Source organism: Mycetocola zhujimingii (genome assembly GCF_003065425.1).
GTDB lineage: Bacteria > Actinomycetota > Actinomycetes > Actinomycetales > Microbacteriaceae > Mycetocola_A > Mycetocola_A zhujimingii.
Window position 1 is genome coordinate 2514121 of the sequence record NZ_CP026949.1, and the last position, 22365, is coordinate 2536485.

The window sequence follows — 22365 nt, forward strand, 5'->3', positions numbered from 1 at the left end:
GTACGCGAAAGGCCCGGAGGATTTCTCCTCCGGGCCTTTGTCGTACTACTCGTGCTTAGGCGTTGCCGATCGCGAGATCGGGGGTCGCGGACCCCGTGCCGATTGAACGACCCGAGTTGACCCCTGCGCCGACGGTTTCACCGCGCGGCTTGGTGTCGAAGACGAACTCGCCGTCGGCGAAGTCCACGTGGACGTGGTCTCCGGCGTTGAGCTGTCCGTTGAGGATGCGCTCGCTCAGGCGGTCTTCCACCTCGTTCTGCATCGCGCGGCGCAGCGGCCGAGCTCCGAGAGCGGGGTCGAAGCCGACCTCGATGAGGCGTTCCTTCGCCGCGAGGGTCAGGTCGATCGTCATGTCGCGGTCGAGCAGTCGCTCGCTCAGTCGCTTCGCGAACAGGTCGACGATCTGGAGGAGCTCCGGCTTCGACAGCTGCGGGAACACGATGGTGTCGTCCACGCGGTTGAGGAACTCGGGCTTGAAGTGCTTCTTGAGCTCTTCGGTGACCTTGGCCTTCATGATCTGGTAGGTGGCGACGGTGTCGCCCTCGACCTGGAATCCGACCGGTCCGCCAGCGATGCCCTTCGAACCGAGGTTCGTGGTCATGATGATGACGGTGTTCTTGAAGTCGACAACGCGGCCCTGGCCATCCGTCATCCGTCCCTCTTCGAGGATCTGGAGGAGGGAGTTGAAGATGTCGGGGTGTGCCTTCTCGATCTCATCGAAGAGCACGACGCTGAACGGCTTGCGGCGAACGCGCTCGGTCAGCTGACCGCCCTCTTCGAAGCCGACGAATCCGGGAGGAGCACCGAACAGTCGTGAGACCGTGTGCTTCTCGCCGTACTCACTCATGTCGAGCGAGATGATGGCGTCTTCGTCGTCGAACAGGAACTCGGCGAGTGCCTTGGCGAGCTCGGTCTTTCCGACACCGGTCGGGCCGGCGAAGATGAACGAACCGGAGGGACGCTTGGGGTCCTTCAGACCGGCGCGGGTGCGTCGGATCGTCTTGGACAGTGCCGAGATGGCTTCTTCCTGGCCGATGACGCGCTGGTGCAGCGCCTTCTCCATGAAGACCAGTCGGCTCGACTCTTCTTCGGTGAGCTTGAAGACCGGGATGCCGGTGGCCTGCGCGAGAACTTCGGCGATGAGACCTTCGTCGACGGTCGCCGTCGTCTTCACGTCACCCGAGCGCCACTGCTTCTCGAGGCGGAGTCGCTCACCGAGGAGGTTCTTCTCCTCGTCGCGCAGCGATGCTGCCTTTTCGAAGTCCTGGTCTTCGATCGCCGTTTCCTTGGCTCCGCGGACGACCGAGATCTTCTCGTCGAACTCACGCAGTTCTGGCGGGCTCGAGAGGATCGAGAGACGCAGGCGTGCGCCGGCCTCGTCGATCAGGTCGATCGCCTTGTCGGGCAGGAACCGGTCAGAAACGTAACGGTCAGCGAGGTTCGCCGCGGCAACGAGTGCACCATCCGTGATGGACACCTTGTGGTGCGCTTCGTACCGGTCGCGCAATCCCTTGAGGATGTTGATCGTGTGCGGGAGGGACGGCTCGTTGACCTGGATCGGCTGGAACCGGCGCTCGAGCGCGGCATCCTTCTCGAAGTGCTTGCGGTACTCGTCGAGCGTTGTCGCACCGACGGTCTGCAGCTCACCACGAGCGAGGAGAGGCTTCAGGATGCTTGCAGCATCGATCGCGCCTTCAGCGGCACCCGCGCCGACGAGGGTGTGGATCTCGTCGATGAAGATGATGATGTCGCCGCGGCTGCGGATCTCCTTGGTGACCTTCTTGAGGCGCTCTTCGAAGTCACCGCGGTAGCGGCTTCCGGCGATGAGCGAGCCGAGGTCGAGCGAGTAAAGCTGCTTGTCTTTCAGCGTCTCGGGCACATCGCCTTTGACGATCGCCTGGGCGAGACCCTCGACGACGGCAGTCTTTCCGACGCCGGGCTCTCCGATGAGAACCGGGTTGTTCTTCGAGCGACGCGAGAGGATCTGCATGACCCGCTCGATTTCCTTTTCACGGCCGATGACCGGGTCGAGCTTGTTGTCGCGGGCAGCCTGGGTCAGGTTGCGGCCGAACTGGTCGAGGATCTGCGAGCCACCCTGCGCCGTGGTCTCCGTGGTGTTGCCACCGACGGGAGCAGCTTCTTTGCCCTGGTAACCCGAGAGCAGCTGAATAACCTGCTGGCGAACACGGTTGAGGTCGGCGCCGAGCTTGACGAGAACCTGCGCGGCAACGCCCTCACCCTCGCGGATGAGACCGAGCAGGATGTGCTCGGTTCCGATGTAGTTGTGGCCGAGCTGGAGTGCTTCGCGGAGCGAGAGCTCGAGCACCTTCTTGGCACGCGGCGTGAAGGGGATGTGGCCGGTGGGCTGCTGCTGGCCCTGACCGATGATGTCCTGGACCTGTTCACGAACGGCATCCAGCGAGATGCCGAGCGACTCGAGCGCCTTTGCGGCAACGCCCTCGCCCTCGTGGATGAGACCGAGCAGGATGTGCTCGGTTCCGATGTAGTTGTGGTTGAGCATCTTGGCCTCTTCCTGGGCCAAGACAACGACGCGACGAGCGCGGTCGGTAAATCTCTCAAACATGTTCGCTCCTTGGGCACCCGGGCAGGGTTGGGGGTGCCGTACAAAAAGAGTAACTTCCGGGGCTGAGGAAAACTCCTGTGTTCGCTCTGCGCGCACGGCGCGAAGCGCCGTGAAAGGCGGCAGCCCTCAGCCAGGCATCCTCAAAGATGTGACTTTCGCCGTGAATCAGAGAAACCCAGCCTCCCAAACGCCCGCACCCCTCATTCACGCAACCTGCAAACGTCCGCCCGCACCCCGCACCCATCTCTCACCCTGACGCGAACCGGCATCCGCCCCGCCCTGTGGATAACGCCCGCAGCGCGGTCACCGTTCGTGCCAGCATCCCGAGATGAGACACCCCACCCCTCTCCCGCAACAGCTCGACCCTGTCTTTAGCGCTGTTCAGGCTCGCGACGCCGGCGTCAACGCCGACCGTCTCTCCCGTCGTGATCTCACTGCCCCATTTCATGGCGTGCGTTCCCGAGTCCAAACGACTGTGAAGACGGATGCCTCGGGGCTCGACGAATTCGAGGCGCGCGCCGAAGAGGTGCGAACAATGGCGCGCGCCTACGCCGTGCGCATGCGTCCCGTCGAGTTCTTCAGCCACGTCACCGCCGCCCAACTCTGGGGCGCGCCAACACCACGCGTCGTAGACTCCCTCCTCGATGTTGCGGTATTCGGCAATGATCCGCTCCCGCGGTGCCGTGGCATCCGTGGGCATCGCGCGGACCCTCGACTGACAACGACGACCCTCATCGACGAACTCCGGGTGGCTTCTCCTGCCTCGGTGTGGGCATCACTCGGCGTCTTGGCTGTCGAAGACCTCGTCGTGATCGGCGACTACTTCTGCCGCGAGTGGCGTCAGGGATTTCTTCGCCCGAATGTCGGGCGTCCTCCGCTGACCACACGCACGAAACTCGCGGCAGCGCTGGACGCCGGACGCCGGGTCGGCGTCGCCCGGCTTCGCACAGCTCTCGGAATGATTCGCGAGGACTCGTGGTCACCTCGAGAGTCGCTCTGCCGGATTCTCCTGACCACAGCGGGTCTGCCCGAACCGATGCTGAACCTCGATATCGACGGCCCGCTCGGCTTCCTGGCCTGCGTTGATATGGCATATCCGCATTATCGCGTCGCAATCGAGTACCAGGGGCAAATGCACGGCGCACGTTACGCGAAGGACGTCGAGCGCATCGAAGCGCTCCGCACCGCTGGCTGGATCGTCATCCAGGTCACGTCAGCACTGCTTGCACGGCCTTCGGAACTCGTGGATCGGGTTCGGCAGGCACTCATCTCCCGGGGCTGGCGCGCGTGAACTACTTCACATGCCGCAAAATCGCTGAATGGCCAACGCATTCCGCGGTTTTGCGGCATGTGAAAGCGCCAACCCCGGGGCGTGAGCGGCACAGCACGCCCGGCCACGCTTGACAGCAACTCTCGCGGTCACTAGCTTATCGATTGTCGTTGTTATCGATAATCGTTAGGAAGCGTCATGGAAACCGAAGTCACCGCCCGTCCCACCCGTTCGGACCGCGCCGACCTGTGGACGGTGATCGTCGTCGGCGTCATGGTCGCCGTGTTCGTGCTGGTGAACGCCATCGTGCGGATCGCGTCGATCGTGCCGAACACCGATGTGGACGTTCTCGCCCCGTTCTTCGACACCGTTACCGCGCTCCCGCTCGGGCCCGACGGCGCGATGGTGGACGTTCGCGTCGACTCGGCGTGGCTGACAGTGTCTGACCTCCCGGTCATTGTGGTCGTGTCGCTCGTCGCCGCCGTCCTCGTCGAGCTGGCCATGACCCTCGTCATCGTGGCAAGCGCCATGCTGCTCTGCCGCAACCTCATGACCGGAAACGCGTTCTCACGCACCAACACCCGCCTCGTCTTTACGGTGTCAATTGCCCTCATCGCAGGCACGACCCTGAGCAACCTCTTCACGACGATGGGGACGAACGGCGCTTTCGCAACCCTCAGCCAGGGCAGCTATGACGGCGCGGTTGCGACCGGCAACGTCATTCCCTACTTCGCTGCGATCGCCCTCGCGGCTGTCGCGCTCGCTTTCAAGGCTGGCGAACGGCTGCAGCGCGACGCAGAAGGCCTCATCTAGTGGGCGGCGCGGACGACGAGCCGACAGGCATCCACTGCCGTCTCGACGAACTGCTCGCGGAACGAGGAATGACCCTCACCGAGCTCAGCGAGCGGGTCGGCATCAGTATCGTCAACCTCTCTGTGCTGAAGAACGATCGGGCGAGGGCGATCAGGTTCTCGACCCTGGTCGCGATTTGCGACGTCCTCGGCTGTGAGGTCGGCGACGTGCTCGTGCGCGCCTGACCGCTACTGCAGCGCCGACGTCAACCGGGCGAGGTTGTCGAGCACCGTGGAGCGAAGCGGCTGCTTCATCCATTCGTCGAGCGTGAGCTCCCGGCTCTTCACCCGGTACTCGTCTTCCACCGCGCGCATATCCCTCACGAACGTGTCGCCCCTGACCATCAGCGACACCTCGAGGTTGAGCCCGAACGAGCGCATATCCATATTGCTCGATCCGATGACGGCGACGTCGTCGTCGATGGTGAAGTGCTTGGCGTGAAGGATGTATGGGGCCGGGTACAGGTAGATCCGCACGCCGGCGCGAAGCAGCGCCTCGTAATACGAACGCTGTGCGTGGTAGACGAGCGCCTGGTCGCCGACCTCCGACACGAACAGATCGACGGGAACGCCGCGCTGCACCGCGGTGGTGATGGCGTAAAGCATCGATTCGTCAGGCACGAAATACGGGCTGGTGATCACGATGCGCTTCTGGGCTGAATAGAGCAGGCCGAGGAAGAGCCGCAGGTTGTTCTCCCCGTCGAACCCCGGGCCGCTCGGCACGACCTGGCAATCGAGGTGGCCATCCTCGTTGTCGGGGTCGACCAGGTCGATCTCGCTCGAGAGCAGTTCGCCGGTTTCGCTGTACCAGTCGCTGAGGAAGATCGCCTGGATGCCGCCGACGACAGGCCCTTCGACGTAAGCAACAAGCTCCTGCCATTGCAGCCCACGACGGATGTTTCCGCGCTTGTTGTACGAGCGATCGATCACGTTCTGCGACCCGAGGAAGGCGACGAGTCCGTCGACGACGAGGATCTTGCGGTGATTGCGAAGGTCAGGTCGCTGGAATTTCCAGCGCCAGGGCTGCAGCGGGAGCATCAGGTGCCAGTCGGCGCCGATCTCATCGAGGCGGCGCTTCGTCTTGAGATAGCCCTTGGTACGCAGGTTGGCGACGTGATCGAGCAGCACTCGCACGGTAACGCCCCGCGCGACCGCTCGCTCGAGCGCCTCGAAGAACGGCTCGGTGGTCTTGTCGCAACTGAGGATGTAAAACTCGACGTTGACGGAAACCGCCGCGGCGTCGACCGCCGCCGTCATCGCATCGAGCGTGTGGTTGTAATCGGCGAGCATCCTGGCTTCGTTGCCGCCGAGCAGCGGCAGCGCGCCGAGGTTGCGGTTCAGCTGCACGAGCGAGGAGAACCAGGCGGGTGGGTTCGGCCGCAGCTCCTGCTTGGGGAGATTCTCGGCGGCGATCCTGATGAACTCGTTGATCTCGTCCTGAATGTTCCGGCGATACCGCGGGAGTTTCGGGTTTCCGATCAGGATGAATGCGATGACCCCGACGTATGGGATGAGGAAGATGGCGAGAAGCCACGCCATCGCCGCAGACGGCCGTCGGTTGCGGGGAACAACAATGACAGCGATCACCCGGATGATGAAGTCGACGGCCCAGAAGAGAATGAGCGTCCAGTTACCGGTGAAGGCCGTGGCGGCCCAGGCCCAGAAGCCGGCCCAGAATGACGCAACGTCCACGAACCGCTCCTGTCATTGGGTAGTGACAGCCAGCCTATCCGTCAGCGGTGACGGATCAGTTCGCCGCCTCGCGCGACCCACCCGCGGAGTGGGGGTCCTGGGCCGGTAGGCCGAGGCGGGCGCGTTCCGATGCTTCCACCTTCGCGTATGCGGCCCGCTCGTCACGGTCCGATCGAATGATCGCGCGCATGATGACCCAGAAGACCAGCCCGACCAGGACGGTCGGAGCGAGCGACCACAACGCGTTTAACCAGAAATTGTCCATGACAGCCTAAGAATACCCCGGTTCTGGTGAACGGATGCTGTGGGCAGGCTAGGTGAGGATGCCCCAGATGCCGCTGAGCAGCAGATACAGTCCGACGCCACCGACGATCACCCAGATGGCGATGCGGTTTCCCGACGGCTTCTTCGGGTCCCTGGGGTCCGTCACGTCTTTCGGCAGGAAGTCGTTCATCACTTCACCAGGGGGAAGAGGATGGTTTCCCGGATCCCGAGTCCGGTGAGTGCCATCAGCAGGCGGTCGATTCCCATGCCCATTCCGCCGGTCGGGGGCATGCCGTGCTCGAGGGCGCGGAGGAACTCCTCGTCGAGACGCATGGCCTCGACGTCGCCGCCCGCTGCGAGGCGGGCCTGCTCGACGAAACGCTCACGCTGCACGACGGGGTCGACGAGCTCCGAGTATCCGGTTGCCAGTTCGAAACCACGGATGTAGAGGTCCCACTTCTCGACCACACCGGCCTTCGAGCGGTGCGCACGGACCAGCGGGGAGGTGTCCACCGGGAAGTCCATGACGAAGGTCGGCGCAACGAGGCCGCCCTTGACGAAGTGCTCCCACAGTTCCTCGACGTACTTGCCGTGGATCGGGTGGGGAACGACGATTCCCTCGCGGTCGGCGAGAGCCTTGAGCTCCTCGAGCGGCGTCTCCGGCGTGATCTCGACTCCGGCAGCCTCGCTGAGGCTCTCGAACATCGAGATCCGCGCCCAGTCGCCACCGAGGTCGTATTCGGTACCGTCGGCCCACGTCACGGTGTGCGATCCGGAGACCGCGAGGGCGGCATCCTGAATCAGCGTCTGGGTCAGGTCGGCGATGGAGTTGTAGTCGCCGTATGCCTCATACGCCTCGAGCATCGCGAATTCGGGGCTGTGCGTGGAGTCGGCGCCTTCGTTGCGGAAGTTGCGGTTGATCTCGTAGACCCGGTCGATGCCGCCAACGACGGCGCGCTTGAGGTAGAGCTCCGGCGCGATCCGCAGGTAGAGGTCGGTATCGAAGGCGTTCGAGTGGGTGGTGAACGGCCGAGCGGATGCTCCACCGTGCATCACCTGGAGCATCGGCGTCTCGATCTCGAGGAAGCCGCGCTCGGTGAAGGTGTGCCGCAGGCTCGAGACGGTCTTCGATCGCATGATGACGTTCTGGCGCGCCTGGTCGCGGGCGATGAGATCAAGGTACCGGCTGCGTACCCGGCTCTCCTCGCTGAGTTCGTTGTGCAGGTTCGGCAGCGGGAGGATCGCCTTCGACGCGATCGTCCACTCGCGCACCATGACGGAGAGCTCGCCGCGGCGGCTGGAGATGACTTCACCGGAGACGAAGAGGTGGTCGCCGAGGTCGACGAGTTCCTTCCATTCGGCGAGCGACTCTGCACCGACTTCGGCGAGCGACACCATCGCCTGGATCCGGCTTCCGTCGCCGGACTGGAGCGTTGCGAAACAGAGCTTGCCCGTGTTGCGGAGGAACACGATGCGCCCGGCAATGCCGACGGTCTCCCCCGTCGTCTCGTCGGCTTCGAGGTGCCCGAACTTCGCGCGGACCTCGGGGATCGTCGTCGTGACGGGAACGCTTACCGGGTAAGCCCCGCCTGCGGCATCCGTTGCGCTCTCGATGAGGCGTTCGCGCTTCGCCAGCCGCACGGCCTTCTGCTCGAAGATCTCCTCGGCGGTCGGTTCGGTGGCCTCGGCGGCGGTTGGGGCGTGAGTCATTCGGGACGTCTCCTTGTGGGGTCGGTTAAGTTTACGGGCACCGGCTCGCAGCAGGGATCAGGAAACGACGATGGTCCGGTTGTCGATCAGCCGGGTGGTTCCGACACGCGCCGCGACGAGCGCGAGAACGGGGCCGGTGTAGCCCTCGTCAACCGGCGAGAACGTGGCCGGGTCGACGGCGGCAAAATAGTCGAGTTCAACGAGCGCTTCACCGTCGATCTCCGAGTGTGCGGCAGCCAGCACCGCATCGACGCCCTGCTGGCCAGCGGATGCCGCCGCCTCGAGCGCGCGCGACAGCGCGAGGGCTGCCTGCCGCTCGCTGTCGGAGAGGAAGGCGTTCCTGCTCGAGAGGGCGAGGCCGTCTTCTGCACGCACCGTGCTCACGCCGTGCACCTCGAGCGGGAAGTTGAGGTCCCGCACCATGCGCTTGACGAGGAACAGCTGCTGGCCGTCCTTCTCGCCGAACACCGCGACATCCGGTGACACGATGTGGAACAGCTTGGAGACCACGGTCAGCACACCGTCGAAGTGGCCTGGTCGAGTGCGCCCCTCGAGGATGGTGCCGACCTCGCCGGCAGTCACGCGTGTGCCGACGTCGCCATCCGGGTACATTTCGGCGGCCGTGGGAGCGAAGACCAGGTGAACGCCGGCCTCGGCGAGCTTCGCCGTGTCGCGTTCGAGCGTGCGGGGGTAGGTCGACAGGTCTTCACTCGGCCCGAACTGCAGCGGGTTCACGAAGATCGACACGACGACGATGTCACCGAGCGCCTGCGCCTCGCGAACCAGCGACAGGTGTCCGTCGTGCAACGCGCCCATGGTGGGAACGAGAACGACCCTGGGCTTCCGGATGCCCCGGGCAACGGCCTCGCTGCGGGCCTCATCGATGCGGGTACGGATGCTGGTAATACTGTCGGTCACTCCCCGATGGTACCCGCTCGGTCGCTACAGACCGTCGCCGTCGAAGTACGGCGGCTCGAGGGGTTCCGGCCTCGACGTCTCCCGAAGTGCGTTGTCGACGGATGACCGAACGAGGGAAGACAGAAAGCCCCCTGGGTGCTCGATACCGATCTCTGAGAGGATGCCGGTGGCCTGCGAGACGATGGACCTCGAGAATGCCGTCGCGATCTCAATCGCCTCGGCGTATGCGGCCCTGTCCGCCTCAGCGACGATCACCGGCTCTCCGCCCATCTCGACGACGAGGGCCTGACCGATCGGCTGTACGGGCGCCGGGGCCGTCACGGCGAACCAGGTCTCGTTGAGCCGGCCGATATCGATGCTCGTCCCCGTGAAGTCCATGGCGGGGTGAATGGCAATGGGAATCGCGCCGAGCGCCTGCGCAGGCGCAAGGACGGCGGTGCCCGATCCGGGCGAGGTGTGCACGACGAGCTGGCCTGGCCGCCAGGTCGAGCTCGCGGCGAGACCCTCGACGAGCGCGGGCAGTTCGGCATCCGGAACGGCGAGAATGACCAGCTCGCTGCGCTCGACGATGTCGGGAATCTCGAGGATCGGCACCGACGGCAGGATGGCTTCGGCCCTGTCCCTGCTCTCGTCGGAGATGGCGCTGATTCCGATGATCGCGTGCCCGGCCCCGGCGAGGGCTGCGCCGAGAATCGGGCCAACGTGGCCCGCACCGATAATTCCGATGCCGAGACGGCCGGCTCTCGCGCTCACGCGCTGACCCGGTTCTCTGCCCAGCGGTGCGTGCGATCCGCGGCTGATGCCTGGACGGCGCTGCTCGAGACGTGCTCGAACAACCGGACAGCTTCATCCGAGCCGATCGCGGGAAGCGTCGGCGTGATCGGGCCTGCGATGGTGTGCACGCGTGCAGACGCGAGCCGGAACGCCCGTTCGAGCGGACCCTGCGACACGGCGATGCTCTGCATCCTGGCCAGGGGCAGGATGTCGAGCCTGCGCCAGATCACGCCCCGCCGGAAGAGGAGCAGTCCGTCGTGCACCGCGTATCCGGTACGTCGCCACGCAAACGGATTGAGCCACCTGGCGCGACGGGGCGCGAGGGTGAAGCCCGACGTGTGCGGTGCGCGGAACGCCGCGGTCATTTCTGCGAGGGCCGCATCGGCGTGGACGTCGTCGAGGATCAGCTCGAGGACGCGGGCGACATCGGTGAGGTTTCCAACGGGCAGGATCGTCGTGTTGCCCTTTCCGCTCATCGCGGCCTCCGCCGACAGCCCGGCCTTGTTGATCTTCACCTGCCACCAGTCGAACGGTCTCCACAGCACGGATTGCGAGATCTCGACGGCGTGGATCCGACCGGGGGGAAGCGTGTCGTTGCTCGTCGACAGCAGTCCGAACCCGACCCGGACGCCCGACGGTGTTTTCGCGATGCTGTACCTGAGGGACTTCATGACCGTCGACCAGTAGTAGCTGAGGAAACCGATGACACTGGGCACGAACCAGAAGAGCGCCCAGATCTGTCCGTTGACGAGGGAGACGATCAGCACGACGGCGAGCACGACGAGGAAGACCGTGCTGCCGCTCAGTACTGTCGATCCGATCAGCCTGCCGATGGAGATGCGAACGACGGATTCCGGTGGTGCGGCGTTGGGGTCGAGTTCCGGCGCGAGAAACTCATTGACGCGTTCGGTCACGAGCCGGGTGAGCGCCGGGTCGGTGGGAGCTTCGACTCCGTCCGGTCCGACCGTGGGCCGTGGCGCCACACCTGCCTCAGCGAGCTTCACACCGCTCGCGAGGGTGAGAACGTCACGCCGCAGGTCATCCGCGTCACGCGAGTACAGGTACTCGAGCTTGACGCTCGCATCCTGCCCGGCAACGCTGACGTCCATCTTCGCCGCCCCGAAGATCCGGGGAAAGAACGGCCGGTTGATTCCGACGCCCTGGATCCGGTCGAGCTTCGCCTTCCGGTGGGTGCGGAACAGGATGCCGCTCCTCACCTCGACCGCCTCGTCGGTGACGCGGAACGTGTGCATCCGCCACGACAGGAAGAACCCGCCGATGATCACCAGCAGCACGACGAAGAGTCCGGCCAGCGCTATGGGCACGTACCCGTGTTCCCAGACGTAGGTGAGCGGGTCGTATTCGTAGGTGCGCGAGCCGTCGTCCTCGGGACCGCCGCCCTGTCCGTCGCCCTGGCCGGGAAGGAAGATGTCGACGAGACGTTCCCGGAGGTTGGCGATGACGAAACCCGCGATCGCGATGAGCGCGATGCCGCCCTTGAGCAGCGGCGTTGCCGGGTGGAGCCTGTGCCACTCGCCGTCGGTGAGGGTGCGCGAATTCTCGCGGACAGACCCGCTCGCCGCCGACCGCTCGCCAACGGCATCCGGGTACTGCACAGCATCCGACTGTTCCACCGGACCGGACTGCTGCACGGGGCCCGCCTGCTGCGCAAAACCAGGCTCCTGCACCGGCTCCGGTTGCCCGCCGGGCACCATCGACGGGTCGGGGATGCCGCTCGCGCCGCGTTCGCCGCTCACAGCCCTGTCCGTCTGCTCTCCGCCACGGCGACGAGGTGGTCGCGCAGGCCTTCGGCTTCCTCGATCGGAAGCCCGGGGATCACGATCGCCGTTGCCGCCGATGCGGTGACGAACTTCAATTCGGCGAGCCCGAACGCCCGTGCGATCGGACCGCGGTTGATGTCGATGAGCTGCATCCGCCCGTACGGAACAGCGACAAGCCGCTGCCACATGATGCCTCGGCGGAAGAGGAGGTCGTCATCACGGAGCTGGTAGCCGATCGAGCGGATGCGACGGGGTGCAAGTGCGCCCGAGATGAGATCGATGGCGAGGAGTGGCCCGGCCACCCACCAGACCCAGTTCTGGTCGAGAACGACGTGCATGACGATCGCAGCGACGAGGACGACCAGTGCGGTGATGGCATACCCGAGCAGGTCGACCACGATGTACTTGGGCGAGACGCGGTGCCACTCGACGTTCGCAAGATCGAGGCGTCGGGGAGCGTCTGCCGTTGGCCCGCCGCGATACTCGACTGCCTCGTCCGGCCGCTCTTCCTGCGGGTGCGCCACAGGGAACGCCTGCGCGGAGGCGGGTGCCTGCTCGACCCCGTCGATGCCGGCCTGCCGGGCGTTCGTCGCCTCGTCAGCGAGCGGGAGGTGCTCCGGGTGCGTCATCGTCATCGTCCTTCGGCAGTGTGCACAGGTGTTCAGCAATCAGGCCAGCTACCGCGAGTAGCACGGCCCCAATGCATGAGCCTATCGTCAGCCACAACGAGCCTACTCCGGGCATCACGGGTCTGGTCGTGAAATAAATCAGCGCCCCGAGCGCCACCCCGGCGAGCAGCGCACCCACCCTCGACGACGCTCGTGCGAGCGCGACAACCCGAAGGGACTGGAACGGATCAACCGGCCTTTTCGACCTGCCGGTGACGGCGCGCCGGATCGGCAGCGAGAAGCCGACGATGATCGCACCCACAACCACGAGAGTCAGCGGAAGACTGATCGGCGGGATCAACAGCGATCCGCCGGTCGACTCCGAGCCGAGCTCGAGGAGGAAACCGATGGCGAGTCCCAGCGCCGCAAGGCCGATCAGCGGCGTTGCCCTGGTGCGCGTCATGCCGGTCCCCCTGCGTCCCGAAGCGAGGAAAGCAGGGCGTCGACCCTGCCACGGCCCGGCAGCTCTGCATCAGGCTCGACCTCGAGCCATGGCCCGAGTACAAAGTCTCTTTCTGCCGCACGCGGGTGCGGGATCACGAGATCCGGTTCGTTCACAATGCGGGAACCGTAGGTGATGATGTCGATGTCGAGCGTCCGATCTCCCCAGTGCTCGGTCCGGACTCGCCCCAGGTCATGCTCGATTGTGTGGATCGCAGCGAGGAGGTCGCGCGCGCTCAGGTCAGTGGTCCCGAGGGCAACGGCATTGAGGTAGCCGGGTGCCGACGGGTCAGGTCCCCCGGGCTTCACGGCGACGGACTCCACGAACGTCGACACTGCCCGGACCCAGATGCCGGCGGCTTCGAGCTGCCGGAGCGCAGCTCGAAGTGTCGCGTCGCGGTCGCCGAGGTTGCTGCCGAGCGCGAGAACCACCGAGGCATCGCGCGCGCCGAGCTCGGAAGAGCGCCGCACGGGCGGGTGGATCGGTGGCTTCGGGATGGGACTCATGCGCGGCCCTCCGTTGTCGGGGTCTGGTGCGGGGCCGCTGACCTCACGATGGTCACGGCGACGTCGCCGAATGGAACGGAGATGGGAGCATCCGGCTTATGCACCGTCACTCGCACGTCGAGGGCTGCGGGGTAGGAGAGGGCGATGCCGGCGACCCTCTCGGCGACGGTCTCGATGAGGTCGACGGGGTCGGATGCCACGGCTGCAGCGACCCGTTCGGCGAGTTCGCCGTAGTGGATGGTCGCCGAGACATCGTCACTCTGTGCGGCACGACGGAGGTCGATCCCCACGGTGAGGTCGATGACGAAGTCCTGGCCGCCCTCCCGCTCGAAGTCGTAGACGCCGTGATGGGCGCGCACACGAATGCCCGTGAGGGTGATGGAGTCGCCGGTAGTCACCCGACAACTCTACGGCGCTCGGCTAACTCCCGGCGGGAGACCGGGTCAGTCAGCACCGCGCGCGACGAGCGCGTCTGCAAGGTCGTCGGAGTGCCGCAGCGAGAGAACGAGCAGGGGAACGACGAACGCGCGGATGCTCACCCGTCCACCTCTCGAGCGCTGGGCATCGCGCAATTGCTGTCCGAACCCGGCAATCACCGGCACCGTGCGGATCGACAGCGCGAGCACGAGGCTGATGCGCTGCGGGTCCACTCCGATGCGGCGAAGGGGCGAGAGGGCCACCTCGAACGCATCGAGCAGGGCGGACGTCCGAGTGGTGAGCGTGACGAGCCCGGCGAGAACAATGACGAGCACCATCCGTGTGACATTCGCGAGCGCGGTGTCGAGAGGCAGAAAGAGCAGTCCGGTGATCGTGACCAGCAGGATCAGCCACCGGATCATCACGATCTGGCGTCCCAGTTCTCGAAAGCCGAGACCGGCGATCAGGTACAGCGCGATCACCACGACCGACAGCGAGCCGAGGAGCCACACCGACGGTGGCGGCACGCTGGCCGCGAGCGCGAGGACGAACAGCACGATCAGTTTGGTTCCGGCGCCGAGCCGGTGCATGAGGCTCGAGCCTGGCCGGTAGAGGCCCAGCGCCTGCATCACGCAAACTCCCGCTCGTAGCGACCGACAACATCCGTCGGCTCACCCTGCTCGACCAGCCTGCCGCCTTCGAACAGCAGCGCGACATCGCACCGTTCAGCGAGCCGGAGATTGTGGGTGACGAGGACGATCTGCTGCGGAAGCCGGGCGAACAGGTCAGCGATCCGCCGCGTGTTCGCTGCGTCGAGCAGCGTTGTCGGCTCATCGGCGACGAGAAGCTCGGGTTCGCTGACGAGCACCGAACAGATCGCGAGCAGTTGCTTCTGCCCGCCGGAGAGACTGTGGGCGGGAGCGTCGGCGTGGTCACCCAAGCCGTTGTCGGCGAGAACGGATGCCACGCGTTCCGCGATCTCGGATTTCGACAGCCCCCGGCCGCGCAGGGAGAACGCGACATCCTCGGCCACCGTCGGCATCACGATCTGGGCGTCAGGGTTGGTGAAGATGAAACCGACCCGGCGACGGAGCTGCTTACCCTGGCGCACCGGGTCAAGGCCGTGCACACTCACCGTGCCGGATGTCGGCGTCTCAAGCCCGTTGAGGAGCCGGGCGAAGGTGGACTTGCCCGATCCGTTGGCGCCGATGACGGCGATCCGGTGCGCGTCAAGCCGCGTGGTTACGTCGATCAGGGCCCGCCGGTTCTCATAGTCGACGCTCACGCCGGACAGCGAGATCTCGCGTGTCATCAGCGCACCACCCGGAAGAGGGCGGCGACACCCATGCCGCCGCCGATCGCTGCCGTCGCCAGGCCCAGCGTTCCGGCGGGGCGACCGGCGCGCACGAGGCGCGAGAAGAGCCGCACCACGCTGACCGCGCCACTTGCTCCCCACGGGTGGCCGAGGGCGAGAGCGCCGCCGTCGGCGCACACGCGGTCATCGACGGCGAACTCTGAGGCGAGCCCGACCTCGGAAAGCACGGCAAGGGTCTGGGCGGCGAACGCCTCGACGATCTCAACGGCCTCAACGTCATCGAGGCTGATTCCGCTCGACGCGAGCAGGGATTCGATCGCGAACACCGGCCCGAGTCCCGGTGTCGCCGGGTCACAGCCGACGGTCGCACTCCCGATGAGTGCGAGGCCCGGCGCCACGCCGCGCTCGCTGTCTGGCACGAGTGCAACCGTTGCGGCACCGTCGCTGACGCGGCACGAGTTTCCCGCCGTGACGGTGCCGTCGGCGCCGCTCGCGAAGACCGGGGCAAATCGAGCGAGAACGGCCCGGCTCATCGCGCGTGGTCCGTCATCGATCGCGACGTCGCCGACAGCGGCGAGCTCATCGGCGAATCGTCCCGCTTCGCGAGCCGCCACCGCACGGGCGTGGCTGCGCAAGGCGTAGGCATCCTGCGCCTGACGGGTGATGCCGTGGGACACCGCGAGCGCCTCTGCCGCGGGTCCCATGTCGGGGTCGGGGAAGCCGTCGGGCGCGAACGCGGCCCGCGCGTATGCACCCCGCGACGCGACGCGCGTCGGCGCTGTCGACGCGCTCTCGGCACCCCCGGCGAGCCGCATGGCCCGGCTGCCGGCAGCGATCTGCTCGGCAGCGACGAGCACAGCGGCAAGGCCTGAGCCACACTGGCGGTCAACGGTCATGCCAGGAACGGCGACGTCGATGCCAGCGGCGAGCGATGCGACCCGTGCCGTGTTCCCGCCTGGTCCCATGCAATTACCGAGGATGACGTCGCCGATCGGAACGTCCCGACCGAGTGAGCGCCTGGCATCGGCGACGGTTGCTCCGAGGCTCACCGCGGCGAGCCCGTCGACGGTCGAATCGGCGAGGCGCTGGCCGATTGTCGCAATCGGTGTGCGCCGAGCGGCGATGACGGTGGCGACGCTGTCACGCAAGTCGGGGCATCCGTTCATCGATCGCGTCCTGAGCGATTCGTGCGCGGGCGGGCTTTCCGGTCGCTGTTCTCGGGAGTTCGGTTGCGAGGTACCAGCGCCTGGGCATCTGCGCGACGCTGAGTTGATCGCGGCAGGCGGCGCGCAAGGCCGCCGACGTCGGCGGGTTGGCCGCATCCTCCACCTCGATGACGGCGCACACGAGCGAACCGAGCCGGGGGTTGGGTTCGCCGAAGACGACGGAGTTTTTCACGCCATTGAGTGTACGCAACACTTTCTCGACGTCTTCGGGCACGACGGTGGCCGCGGCGGTGAGGATGGCGCCGTCGCGCCTGCCAGAGAGAGTGAGGATGCCGTCGGTGCTGATTCTCGCCAGATCGCCGACAGAAGCCCAGCCGGCGGCATCCTTTCGAAACGATCCCGTGTGGCCGGGCAGGTAGCCGATGGCAACGTACGGCGAGCGGCTCTGCAGTTCGCCATCGAGGATGCGCAGTTCGACACCGTCGAAAGGCCGAAGGCCGTTGCCGTTCTCGTCGACCGCGACGAACGAGAGCTCGGCGGCACCGTAGTAGCTGACCACCCGGATGCCGGCAGCCTCAGCCCGCGCCCGGAGTCCGGCGTCGAGGTGCGCACCGCCGATGAGTGCCAGCCGAAGCCGTATCGGGGTGCCGGCGTCGAGAAGGTCGAGCACGCTTTCGAGTGCGCCGGGAGTGCCGTGAAGGATCGTCGCCTGTTCCCACTCGAGCGGGGATACCACCGCCATCTCCGGGAGCAGCACTGTAGCGCCCGCATCGAGGGCGTGCACGATCGAGAACATCGACAGCGAGGAGACCAGCGGCGATGGCAGTAGCACAACATCGCTGGACGTGAGGTTCATCAGCCGAGTGACCGCGGGGAACGACAGTGCCCACGACGACTCATCGCGGAGGATGACCCGAGGCGACCCGGTGCTGCCCGAACTGAACGTCGCCCAGGCTGCGCCGGAGGGGGTGACGACGTCGGAGAGGGATCGGGTCAGCTCCTCCCAGTGGCGCTCGCTCCAGCGCACGTCACCGATCGCAGGCACTCCGCCCCGCTGCCGCACGGCCAGTGCGGCGACAACGAGTTCCGTCGCGTTCGCCGACCGGAGCGGGACAATCTGCCCGTCGCGTATGTCGCCGCTCCACTCCGCGAGGCGCCGGCCGAGTTCGCCGTAGCTCAACCGGGACGCGCCAACGACGAGAGCCTCGGTGTTCGGACTCACGGTGTCGCGGCGACGGCGGCCACTCGGGGCTGGGTGGAGAAGGTGAACGCCCTCGGGTACGCCCGCCACACGGCCATCACGAGGATCGCAGACAGGGCTACCTTGACCAGGTCTCCCGGGAGGAAGATCAGGCTCGCGTATGCGGTTCCGAGCAGTGGGATACCGGTGACGAGAGACTGCAGCGGGATGCCGAAGAGGTAGACGGTGAGTACTCCCCCGACGAACGACCCGACAATGACCCGAAGCCACGTCGGTTTCGACGCACCGGCGTGGACGATCAGCCCGGTCACCGCAGCGCCGAAGACAAAACCGATGAGGTAGCCGACCGATGGACCGAAGAACACACCAATACCGCCGCGTCCGCCGGAAAGCAGGGGCAGGCCGGCCGCGACAAGGGTGAGCAGTGCCAGTACCGAGGCCGCGCCGCGCCACCAGCCGAGGATCGCGCCGGCGAGCATCACCCCGAGAGTCTGCAGCGTGATCGGAACGGCATTGCCGAAGAGCGGGATCGCGCCGGGCAGGCCGAGCACAGCGATGATCGCCGTAAAAGTGGCGATTCGGGTCAGGTCACGGAGCGAGGTGTTGTGAGGCACGACTCAAGCGTGCCAGCAAGTCGCGCGCTGCGCCGCGCGGAGGGTCCAATGTGTCGATGTAAGTCTTGTGGATGTCATCCAATGACCCCGCCCTCAGGCCAAACGGCGGTGGGCCTGAAGCGCGATCGCCGTCGCCGTCACGTCGTGCACGCGCACTCCCCAGATCCCAGCGCCGGCGAGCAGGGCGCTCACCACTGCCGTCGGCAGGTCGCGATCGCCCATCGGGGCGCCTTCGGGAAGCAAATCGCCCAGGAACCGCTTGCGGGATGCTCCGACGAGCACGGGCAGCCCGAGCGACTGCAACTCGGAGATCCGCGACAGGATCTCCCAGTTCTGGTCGGCCGTCTTCGCGAAACCGAGACCGGGGTCGAGAATGATGCTCTCCCGCGCGACTCCCCCGGCTTCAAGGGCAGCGATCCTGGCCTCGAGCTCCGCGCGGACGTCAGCGACCACATCGCCGTAGTGTGCACGGGAGTTCATGTCGACGCTGTGCCCGCGCCAGTGGCTGAGAATGTAGGGTGCACCGGTGTCCGCAGCAACGGCCACCATCTGCGGATCAGCGAGGCCACCGGACACATCGTTGATGAATTCGGCCCCTGCTTCCACCGCGGCGCTGGCTGTTTCGGCGTTCATGGTGTCGACAGAGACGCGGATGCCGTCGGCCGCGAGAGAGCGGACCACCGGAAGGACGCGGCGCAACTCTTCGGTCACACCGATTCGCTCGGCGCCGGGGCGCGTGGATTCACCGCCGACATCGACGATGTCTGCACCGTCGGCGACGAGCTGCCTGGCATGGGAGACAGCGCGTTCGTGGTCGAGGAACTGACCGCCGTCGCTGAATGAGTCAGGGGTGACGTTCACGATCCCCATGACCAGCATCCGCTGGGGTGCCATGGCTCGATCAGGCATGAGCGTCCGCCGCACCGTGGCCGATCAGGGCGAACAGCTCAGCACGGCGCGCCGGCTCGGCAAGAGCGCCGCGGCTTGCAACGGTCACCGTGGACGAGTTGGCCTGCCGGACCCCGCGTGCAGCGACGCAGCCGTGCACGGCGTCGAGCACGACGAGAACGCCACGTGCCTCAAGACCGCGCTCGAGCGCATCCGCGATCTGCTCCGTCAGGCGCTCCTGGAGCTGGGGCCTCGACGCGAGGGTGTCGACGACGAGCGGCAGCCGGCCGAGGCCCACGACGCGCTCCCCCGGCAGGTAGGCGACGTGCGCTTTGCCGAGGAACGGGAGCAGGTGGTGCTCGCAGATCGAGCGGAAGGAGATGTCGCGCAGGAGCACAACCTCGCCGTTGCCGTCATCGCCGACCGGAACCGACTCGCGCAGGTGCTCGAGCGGGTCCTCGCCGATCCCCGAGAAGAACTCAGAGTAGGCCTCCGCGACCCGCGCCGGGGTCCGCTCGAGCCCTGGCCGCTGCGCGTCTTCGCCGATCGCCGCGAGCAACTCGATGACAGCCGCTTCGACGCGCGGCTTATCGACCCCCGCCATCTGAGCTACGCCGTTGCTGGGCGCGGGTCGGACTGCGGGAGAGGCGTGTTGCTCGAGTCACTCTGGACGCCACCGTCTGTCGCGTCGGGATCGATGGGAGCCTTCGTGATCGGCACAGCAATCGGAGGGCGCTCAGAGATCGGGCGCTTGGTCGATGACAGCCACTGCGGGCGCGGCGGGAGCTTCTTGATGTCCTTGAAGATCTCGGCGAGCTGATTGTGATCCAGTGTCTCCTTCTCGAGGAGTTCAGCGGCAAGCCGGTCGAGGATGTCGCGGTTGTCGTTGAGCACCTGCCAGGCTTCGTCGTGGGCCTGTTCGATCAGCGCGCGGACCTCAGAGTCGACCTCTTCAGCGATCTGCTCCGAGTAGTCGCGCTGGTGGCCCATGTCGCGGCCGAGGAAGACCTCACCGCTCGACTGGCCGAGCTTGATGGCTCCGACGTTGGCGCTCATGCCGTATTCGGTAACCATCTTGCGGGCTATTCCCGTGGCCTTCTCGATGTCGTTCGACGCTCCGGTTGTCGGGTCGTGGAACACCATCTCCTCAGCGACACGTCCGCCCATGGCGTAGGTGAGCTGGTCGAGCAGTTCGTTTCGGGTCACCGAGTATTTGTCTTCGAGCGGGAGCACCATCGTGTAGCCGAGGGCACGGCCGCGGGGAAGGATGGTGACCTTCGTCACGGGGTCGGTGTTGCGCATCGATGCCGCGGCGAGGGCGTGTCCACCCTCGTGGTACGCGGTGATGAGCTTCTCCTGGTCGCGCATCACACGGCTGCGGCGCTGAGGTCCTGCCATGACCCGGTCGACGGCCTCGTCGAGGGCGCGGTTGTCGATGATCTGGGCGTTCGATCGCGCGGTCAGCAGCGCAGCCTCGTTGAGGACGTTCGCGAGGTCGGCTCCGGTGAACCCTGGGGTCTTGCGGGCGAGGACTTCGAGGTCGACGTTCTCCGACATCGGCTTGCCCTTGGCGTGTACCTCGAGGATCTTCATCCGGCCCTTGAGGTCAGGGGCGTCGACGCCGATCTGGCGGTCGAACCGGCCCGGTCGGAGAAGTGCGGGGTCCAGGATGTCTGGGCGGTTCGTCGCGGCGATCATGATGACGTTCGCCTTCGGGTCGAAGCCGTCCATCTCGACGAGCAGCTGGTTGAGTGTCTGCTCGCGCTCGTCGTGCCCGCCACCCATGCCTGCGCCGCGGTGGCGACCGACGGCATCGATCTCGTCGACGAAGATGATCGCTGGCGCGTTTTCCTTGGCCTGCTGGAACAGGTCGCGAACACGGCTTGCGCCGACACCCACGAACATCTCGACGAAGTCAGATCCGGAGATCGAGTAGAACGGGACGCCAGCCTCACCGGCGACGGCGCGGGCGAGAAGTGTCTTACCGGTTCCGGGAGGGCCGTAGAGCAGCACACCCTTGGGGATCCGGGCGCCAACGGCCTGGAAGCGCGCGGGCTCCTTGAGGAAGTCCTTGATCTCCTCGAGTTCTTCGATCGCCTCATCGCTGCCGGCAACATCCTCAAAGGTGACCTTCGGGGACTCTTTCGAGACGAGCTTCGCCTTCGACTTGCCGAACTGCATGACCTTCGATCCGCCGCCCTGCATGCTCGACAGCATGATCCAGAAGAAGACACCGATCAACAGGAGCGGGAGGAGCAGTCCGAGAGCCGACAGCCAGAAGCTCGGCTGAGGCACCTTGTCGTTGTAGCCGTCGGAGGGCGCAGCCTCATCGACGGCTGAAACGACATCCGCTGCTCGCGCGTTGATGTAGTAGAACTGGACCATTGTGCCGTTGTCGCCGTCGGCCTTCTCGAGGGTCAGATCCGCGCGGTTATCACCCTCGGTGAGCGTCGCTTCAGCGACTTTTCCGTCGGCGAGCAGCTCAAGCCCGTGCTCGGTGGTTACCTCTTTGTAGCCATTCATGTTGAGCAGGCTGGAACCGACGAAGAAGACAATGACCGCGATCAGGATGTACGGCAGCGGGCCTTTGAAGATGCGCTTGAAATTCATAGTGCGGATGAGCGGATGCCCAACACCTTTCTGAAGGTACGGCGAGACAACTCGCGCCTCGTGGCCTCAAGGCTATCGCCAGAAAGCTGGGCTGCGCCTCTGTGTTCGCCCCAAGGGTAAACGCCGGGGGCTGCGGGGGTCAGGAGTAGACGTGCGGCGCGAGAACCGCGACGTCGCGCAGGTTGCGGTAGCGCTCATTGAAGTCGAGGCCATAGCCGACGACGAAGTCAGTAGGGATGTCGAAGCCCACGTACTTGCAGTCGATCTCAACCTTGGCCGCCTCGGGCTTCCGAAGCAGGGCGCAGACCTCGATCGAGGCGACGCCTCGTGACGCGAAGTTCTCGAGCAGCCACGACAGGGTCAGCCCGGAGTCGATGATGTCTTCGACGATCAGCACGTGGCGGCCGGTGAGGTCCGCGTCGAGGTCCTTGCGGATCTGCACGACACCACTGGACTTCGTGCCTGCGCCGTACGACGAGACGGCCATCCAGTCGATGGACACGTGCTTCTTCATGGCGCGGGAGAGGTCTGCCATCACCATGACGGCACCCTTCAGCACGCCGACGAGGAGAAGGTCCTTGCCCTCGTAATCGGAGTCGATCTGAGCGGCGAGCTCATCCAGCTTGTCGTGGATCTCTTGTTCCGTGACGAGGATGGTCGTGAGGTCGCCTGCAATATCGCTCGATTCCATGGA

Annotated in this window: 24 protein-coding genes; 3 read left to right on the plus strand and 21 right to left on the minus strand. The window is 65.9% G+C overall.

The window, feature by feature from the left end:
- Positions 1-55: 55 nt before the first annotated feature.
- Positions 56-2584 carry an ATP-dependent Clp protease ATP-binding subunit gene (locus C3E77_RS12005; protein WP_108391845.1) on the minus strand — a complete coding sequence of 843 codons (2529 nt, stop codon included), beginning with the start codon at positions 2582-2584 and terminating at the stop codon, positions 56-58.
- Positions 2585-3059: 475 nt separating this feature from the next.
- Between C3E77_RS12005 and C3E77_RS12015 the strand changes: the two genes are divergently transcribed.
- The 3 genes from C3E77_RS12015 (at position 3060) to C3E77_RS12025 (ending at position 4891) form a co-directional block, all read left to right on the plus strand.
- The gene (locus C3E77_RS12015) at positions 3060-3875 is read left to right on the plus strand and encodes a putative endonuclease domain-containing protein (RefSeq protein WP_108391847.1); all 816 of its coding nucleotides are present in this window, start codon (positions 3060-3062) and stop codon (positions 3873-3875) included.
- A 177-nt stretch (positions 3876-4052) separates the two neighbouring features.
- Positions 4053-4667: a hypothetical protein gene (locus C3E77_RS12020; RefSeq protein ID WP_108391848.1), complete on the plus strand. Its 615-nt coding sequence runs from the start codon at positions 4053-4055 to the stop codon at positions 4665-4667.
- On the plus strand, positions 4667-4891 hold the full coding sequence (locus tag C3E77_RS12025) for a helix-turn-helix domain-containing protein (protein ID WP_108391849.1): 225 nt from the start codon (positions 4667-4669) through the stop codon (positions 4889-4891). The genes C3E77_RS12020 and C3E77_RS12025 overlap by 1 nt, the downstream gene beginning before the upstream one ends.
- A gap of 3 nt (positions 4892-4894) precedes the next feature.
- Here the strand turns inward: C3E77_RS12025 and cls are convergent, their stop codons facing one another.
- The 20 genes from cls to hpt form a co-directional block, all read right to left on the minus strand.
- Complete coding sequence (gene cls / locus C3E77_RS12030) at positions 4895-6325, minus strand: cardiolipin synthase (protein WP_234031363.1); 1431 nt, start codon at positions 6323-6325, stop codon at positions 4895-4897.
- 127 nt (positions 6326-6452) lie between these two features.
- On the minus strand, positions 6453-6662 hold the full coding sequence (locus tag C3E77_RS12035) for a hypothetical protein (protein WP_108391851.1): 210 nt from the start codon (positions 6660-6662) through the stop codon (positions 6453-6455).
- A 48-nt stretch (positions 6663-6710) separates the two neighbouring features.
- Complete coding sequence (locus C3E77_RS15450; RefSeq protein ID WP_162924999.1) at positions 6711-6854, minus strand: hypothetical protein; 144 nt, start codon at positions 6852-6854, stop codon at positions 6711-6713.
- Positions 6851-8371: a lysine--tRNA ligase gene (gene lysS, locus C3E77_RS12040; RefSeq protein ID WP_108391852.1), complete on the minus strand. Its 1521-nt coding sequence runs from the start codon at positions 8369-8371 to the stop codon at positions 6851-6853. The genes C3E77_RS15450 and lysS overlap by 4 nt, the downstream gene beginning before the upstream one ends.
- Positions 8372-8428: 57 nt before the next feature.
- Positions 8429-9289 carry a pantoate--beta-alanine ligase gene (gene panC, locus C3E77_RS12045; RefSeq protein WP_108391853.1) on the minus strand — a complete coding sequence of 287 codons (861 nt, stop codon included), beginning with the start codon at positions 9287-9289 and terminating at the stop codon, positions 8429-8431.
- Positions 9290-9313: 24 nt separating this feature from the next.
- Positions 9314-10042, minus strand: coding sequence for a Rossmann-like and DUF2520 domain-containing protein (locus C3E77_RS12050; protein WP_108391854.1), 729 nt, complete (start codon positions 10040-10042; stop codon positions 9314-9316).
- Positions 10039-11820 carry a PH domain-containing protein gene (locus tag C3E77_RS12055; protein ID WP_108391855.1) on the minus strand — a complete coding sequence of 594 codons (1782 nt, stop codon included), beginning with the start codon at positions 11818-11820 and terminating at the stop codon, positions 10039-10041. The genes C3E77_RS12050 and C3E77_RS12055 overlap by 4 nt, the downstream gene beginning before the upstream one ends.
- Complete coding sequence (locus C3E77_RS12060) at positions 11817-12479, minus strand: PH domain-containing protein (RefSeq protein WP_234031201.1); 663 nt, start codon at positions 12477-12479, stop codon at positions 11817-11819. The genes C3E77_RS12055 and C3E77_RS12060 overlap by 4 nt, the downstream gene beginning before the upstream one ends.
- The gene (locus C3E77_RS12065; RefSeq protein WP_108391856.1) at positions 12442-12915 is read right to left on the minus strand and encodes a DUF3180 domain-containing protein; all 474 of its coding nucleotides are present in this window, start codon (positions 12913-12915) and stop codon (positions 12442-12444) included. Before C3E77_RS12065 ends, C3E77_RS12060 begins: the two co-directional genes overlap by 38 nt.
- Positions 12912-13460 (minus strand): 2-amino-4-hydroxy-6-hydroxymethyldihydropteridine diphosphokinase, encoded by a 549-nt coding sequence (gene folK / locus C3E77_RS12070; RefSeq protein ID WP_108391857.1) that lies wholly within the window; start codon positions 13458-13460, stop codon positions 12912-12914. Before folK ends, C3E77_RS12065 begins: the two co-directional genes overlap by 4 nt.
- Positions 13457-13858, minus strand: coding sequence for a dihydroneopterin aldolase (folB, locus tag C3E77_RS12075; protein ID WP_108391858.1), 402 nt, complete (start codon positions 13856-13858; stop codon positions 13457-13459). Before folB ends, folK begins: the two co-directional genes overlap by 4 nt.
- Positions 13859-13903: 45 nt before the next feature.
- Positions 13904-14506 carry an energy-coupling factor transporter transmembrane component T family protein gene (locus tag C3E77_RS12080; RefSeq protein ID WP_108391859.1) on the minus strand — a complete coding sequence of 201 codons (603 nt, stop codon included), beginning with the start codon at positions 14504-14506 and terminating at the stop codon, positions 13904-13906.
- Complete coding sequence (locus C3E77_RS12085; protein WP_108391860.1) at positions 14506-15189, minus strand: energy-coupling factor ABC transporter ATP-binding protein; 684 nt, start codon at positions 15187-15189, stop codon at positions 14506-14508. The genes C3E77_RS12080 and C3E77_RS12085 overlap by 1 nt, the downstream gene beginning before the upstream one ends.
- Complete coding sequence (locus C3E77_RS12090) at positions 15189-16340, minus strand: thiolase family protein (RefSeq protein ID WP_234031202.1); 1152 nt, start codon at positions 16338-16340, stop codon at positions 15189-15191. Before C3E77_RS12090 ends, C3E77_RS12085 begins: the two co-directional genes overlap by 1 nt.
- On the minus strand, positions 16333-17580 hold the full coding sequence (locus C3E77_RS12095; protein ID WP_234031203.1) for a class I adenylate-forming enzyme family protein: 1248 nt from the start codon (positions 17578-17580) through the stop codon (positions 16333-16335). The genes C3E77_RS12090 and C3E77_RS12095 overlap by 8 nt, the downstream gene beginning before the upstream one ends.
- The gene (locus tag C3E77_RS12100) at positions 17577-18173 is read right to left on the minus strand and encodes a biotin transporter BioY (protein WP_108391862.1); all 597 of its coding nucleotides are present in this window, start codon (positions 18171-18173) and stop codon (positions 17577-17579) included. The genes C3E77_RS12095 and C3E77_RS12100 overlap by 4 nt, the downstream gene beginning before the upstream one ends.
- Positions 18174-18266: 93 nt before the next feature.
- On the minus strand, positions 18267-19082 hold the full coding sequence (gene folP, locus C3E77_RS12105; RefSeq protein WP_232528878.1) for a dihydropteroate synthase: 816 nt from the start codon (positions 19080-19082) through the stop codon (positions 18267-18269).
- Positions 19075-19665 (minus strand): GTP cyclohydrolase I FolE, encoded by a 591-nt coding sequence (folE, locus tag C3E77_RS12110; protein WP_108391863.1) that lies wholly within the window; start codon positions 19663-19665, stop codon positions 19075-19077. Before folE ends, folP begins: the two co-directional genes overlap by 8 nt.
- A gap of 5 nt (positions 19666-19670) precedes the next feature.
- Entirely contained in the window at positions 19671-21671 is a 2001-nt protein-coding gene (ftsH, locus tag C3E77_RS12115) for an ATP-dependent zinc metalloprotease FtsH (protein ID WP_108391864.1), read from the minus strand.
- A gap of 139 nt (positions 21672-21810) precedes the next feature.
- Positions 21811-22362, minus strand: coding sequence for a hypoxanthine phosphoribosyltransferase (gene hpt / locus C3E77_RS12120; protein ID WP_108391865.1), 552 nt, complete (start codon positions 22360-22362; stop codon positions 21811-21813).
- Positions 22363-22365 lie beyond the last annotated feature (3 nt).

Bases quoted from the DNA above. Each gene is read 5' to 3' on its own strand.
- hpt (WP_108391865.1), bottom strand. From the start codon at position 22,362: ATGGAATCGAGCGATATTGCAGGCGACCTCACGACCATCCTCGTCACG.
- C3E77_RS12060 (WP_234031201.1), bottom strand. From the start codon at position 12,479: ATGACGATGACGCACCCGGAGCACCTCCCGCTCGCTGACGAGGCGACG.
- C3E77_RS12005 (WP_108391845.1), bottom strand. From the start codon at position 2,584: ATGTTTGAGAGATTTACCGACCGCGCTCGTCGCGTCGTTGTCTTGGCC.
- ftsH (WP_108391864.1), bottom strand. From the start codon at position 21,671: ATGAATTTCAAGCGCATCTTCAAAGGCCCGCTGCCGTACATCCTGATC.
- C3E77_RS12085 (WP_108391860.1), bottom strand. From the start codon at position 15,189: ATGACACGCGAGATCTCGCTGTCCGGCGTGAGCGTCGACTATGAGAAC.
- C3E77_RS12080 (WP_108391859.1), bottom strand. From the start codon at position 14,506: ATGCAGGCGCTGGGCCTCTACCGGCCAGGCTCGAGCCTCATGCACCGG.
- C3E77_RS12065 (WP_108391856.1), bottom strand. From the start codon at position 12,915: ATGACGCGCACCAGGGCAACGCCGCTGATCGGCCTTGCGGCGCTGGGA.
- folE (WP_108391863.1), bottom strand. From the start codon at position 19,665: ATGGCGGGGGTCGATAAGCCGCGCGTCGAAGCGGCTGTCATCGAGTTG.
- C3E77_RS12035 (WP_108391851.1), bottom strand. From the start codon at position 6,662: ATGGACAATTTCTGGTTAAACGCGTTGTGGTCGCTCGCTCCGACCGTC.
- folP (WP_232528878.1), bottom strand. From the start codon at position 19,082: ATGCCTGATCGAGCCATGGCACCCCAGCGGATGCTGGTCATGGGGATC.
- folK (WP_108391857.1), bottom strand. From the start codon at position 13,460: ATGAGTCCCATCCCGAAGCCACCGATCCACCCGCCCGTGCGGCGCTCT.
- lysS (WP_108391852.1), bottom strand. From the start codon at position 8,371: ATGACTCACGCCCCAACCGCCGCCGAGGCCACCGAACCGACCGCCGAG.
- C3E77_RS12020 (WP_108391848.1), top strand. From the start codon at position 4,053: ATGGAAACCGAAGTCACCGCCCGTCCCACCCGTTCGGACCGCGCCGAC.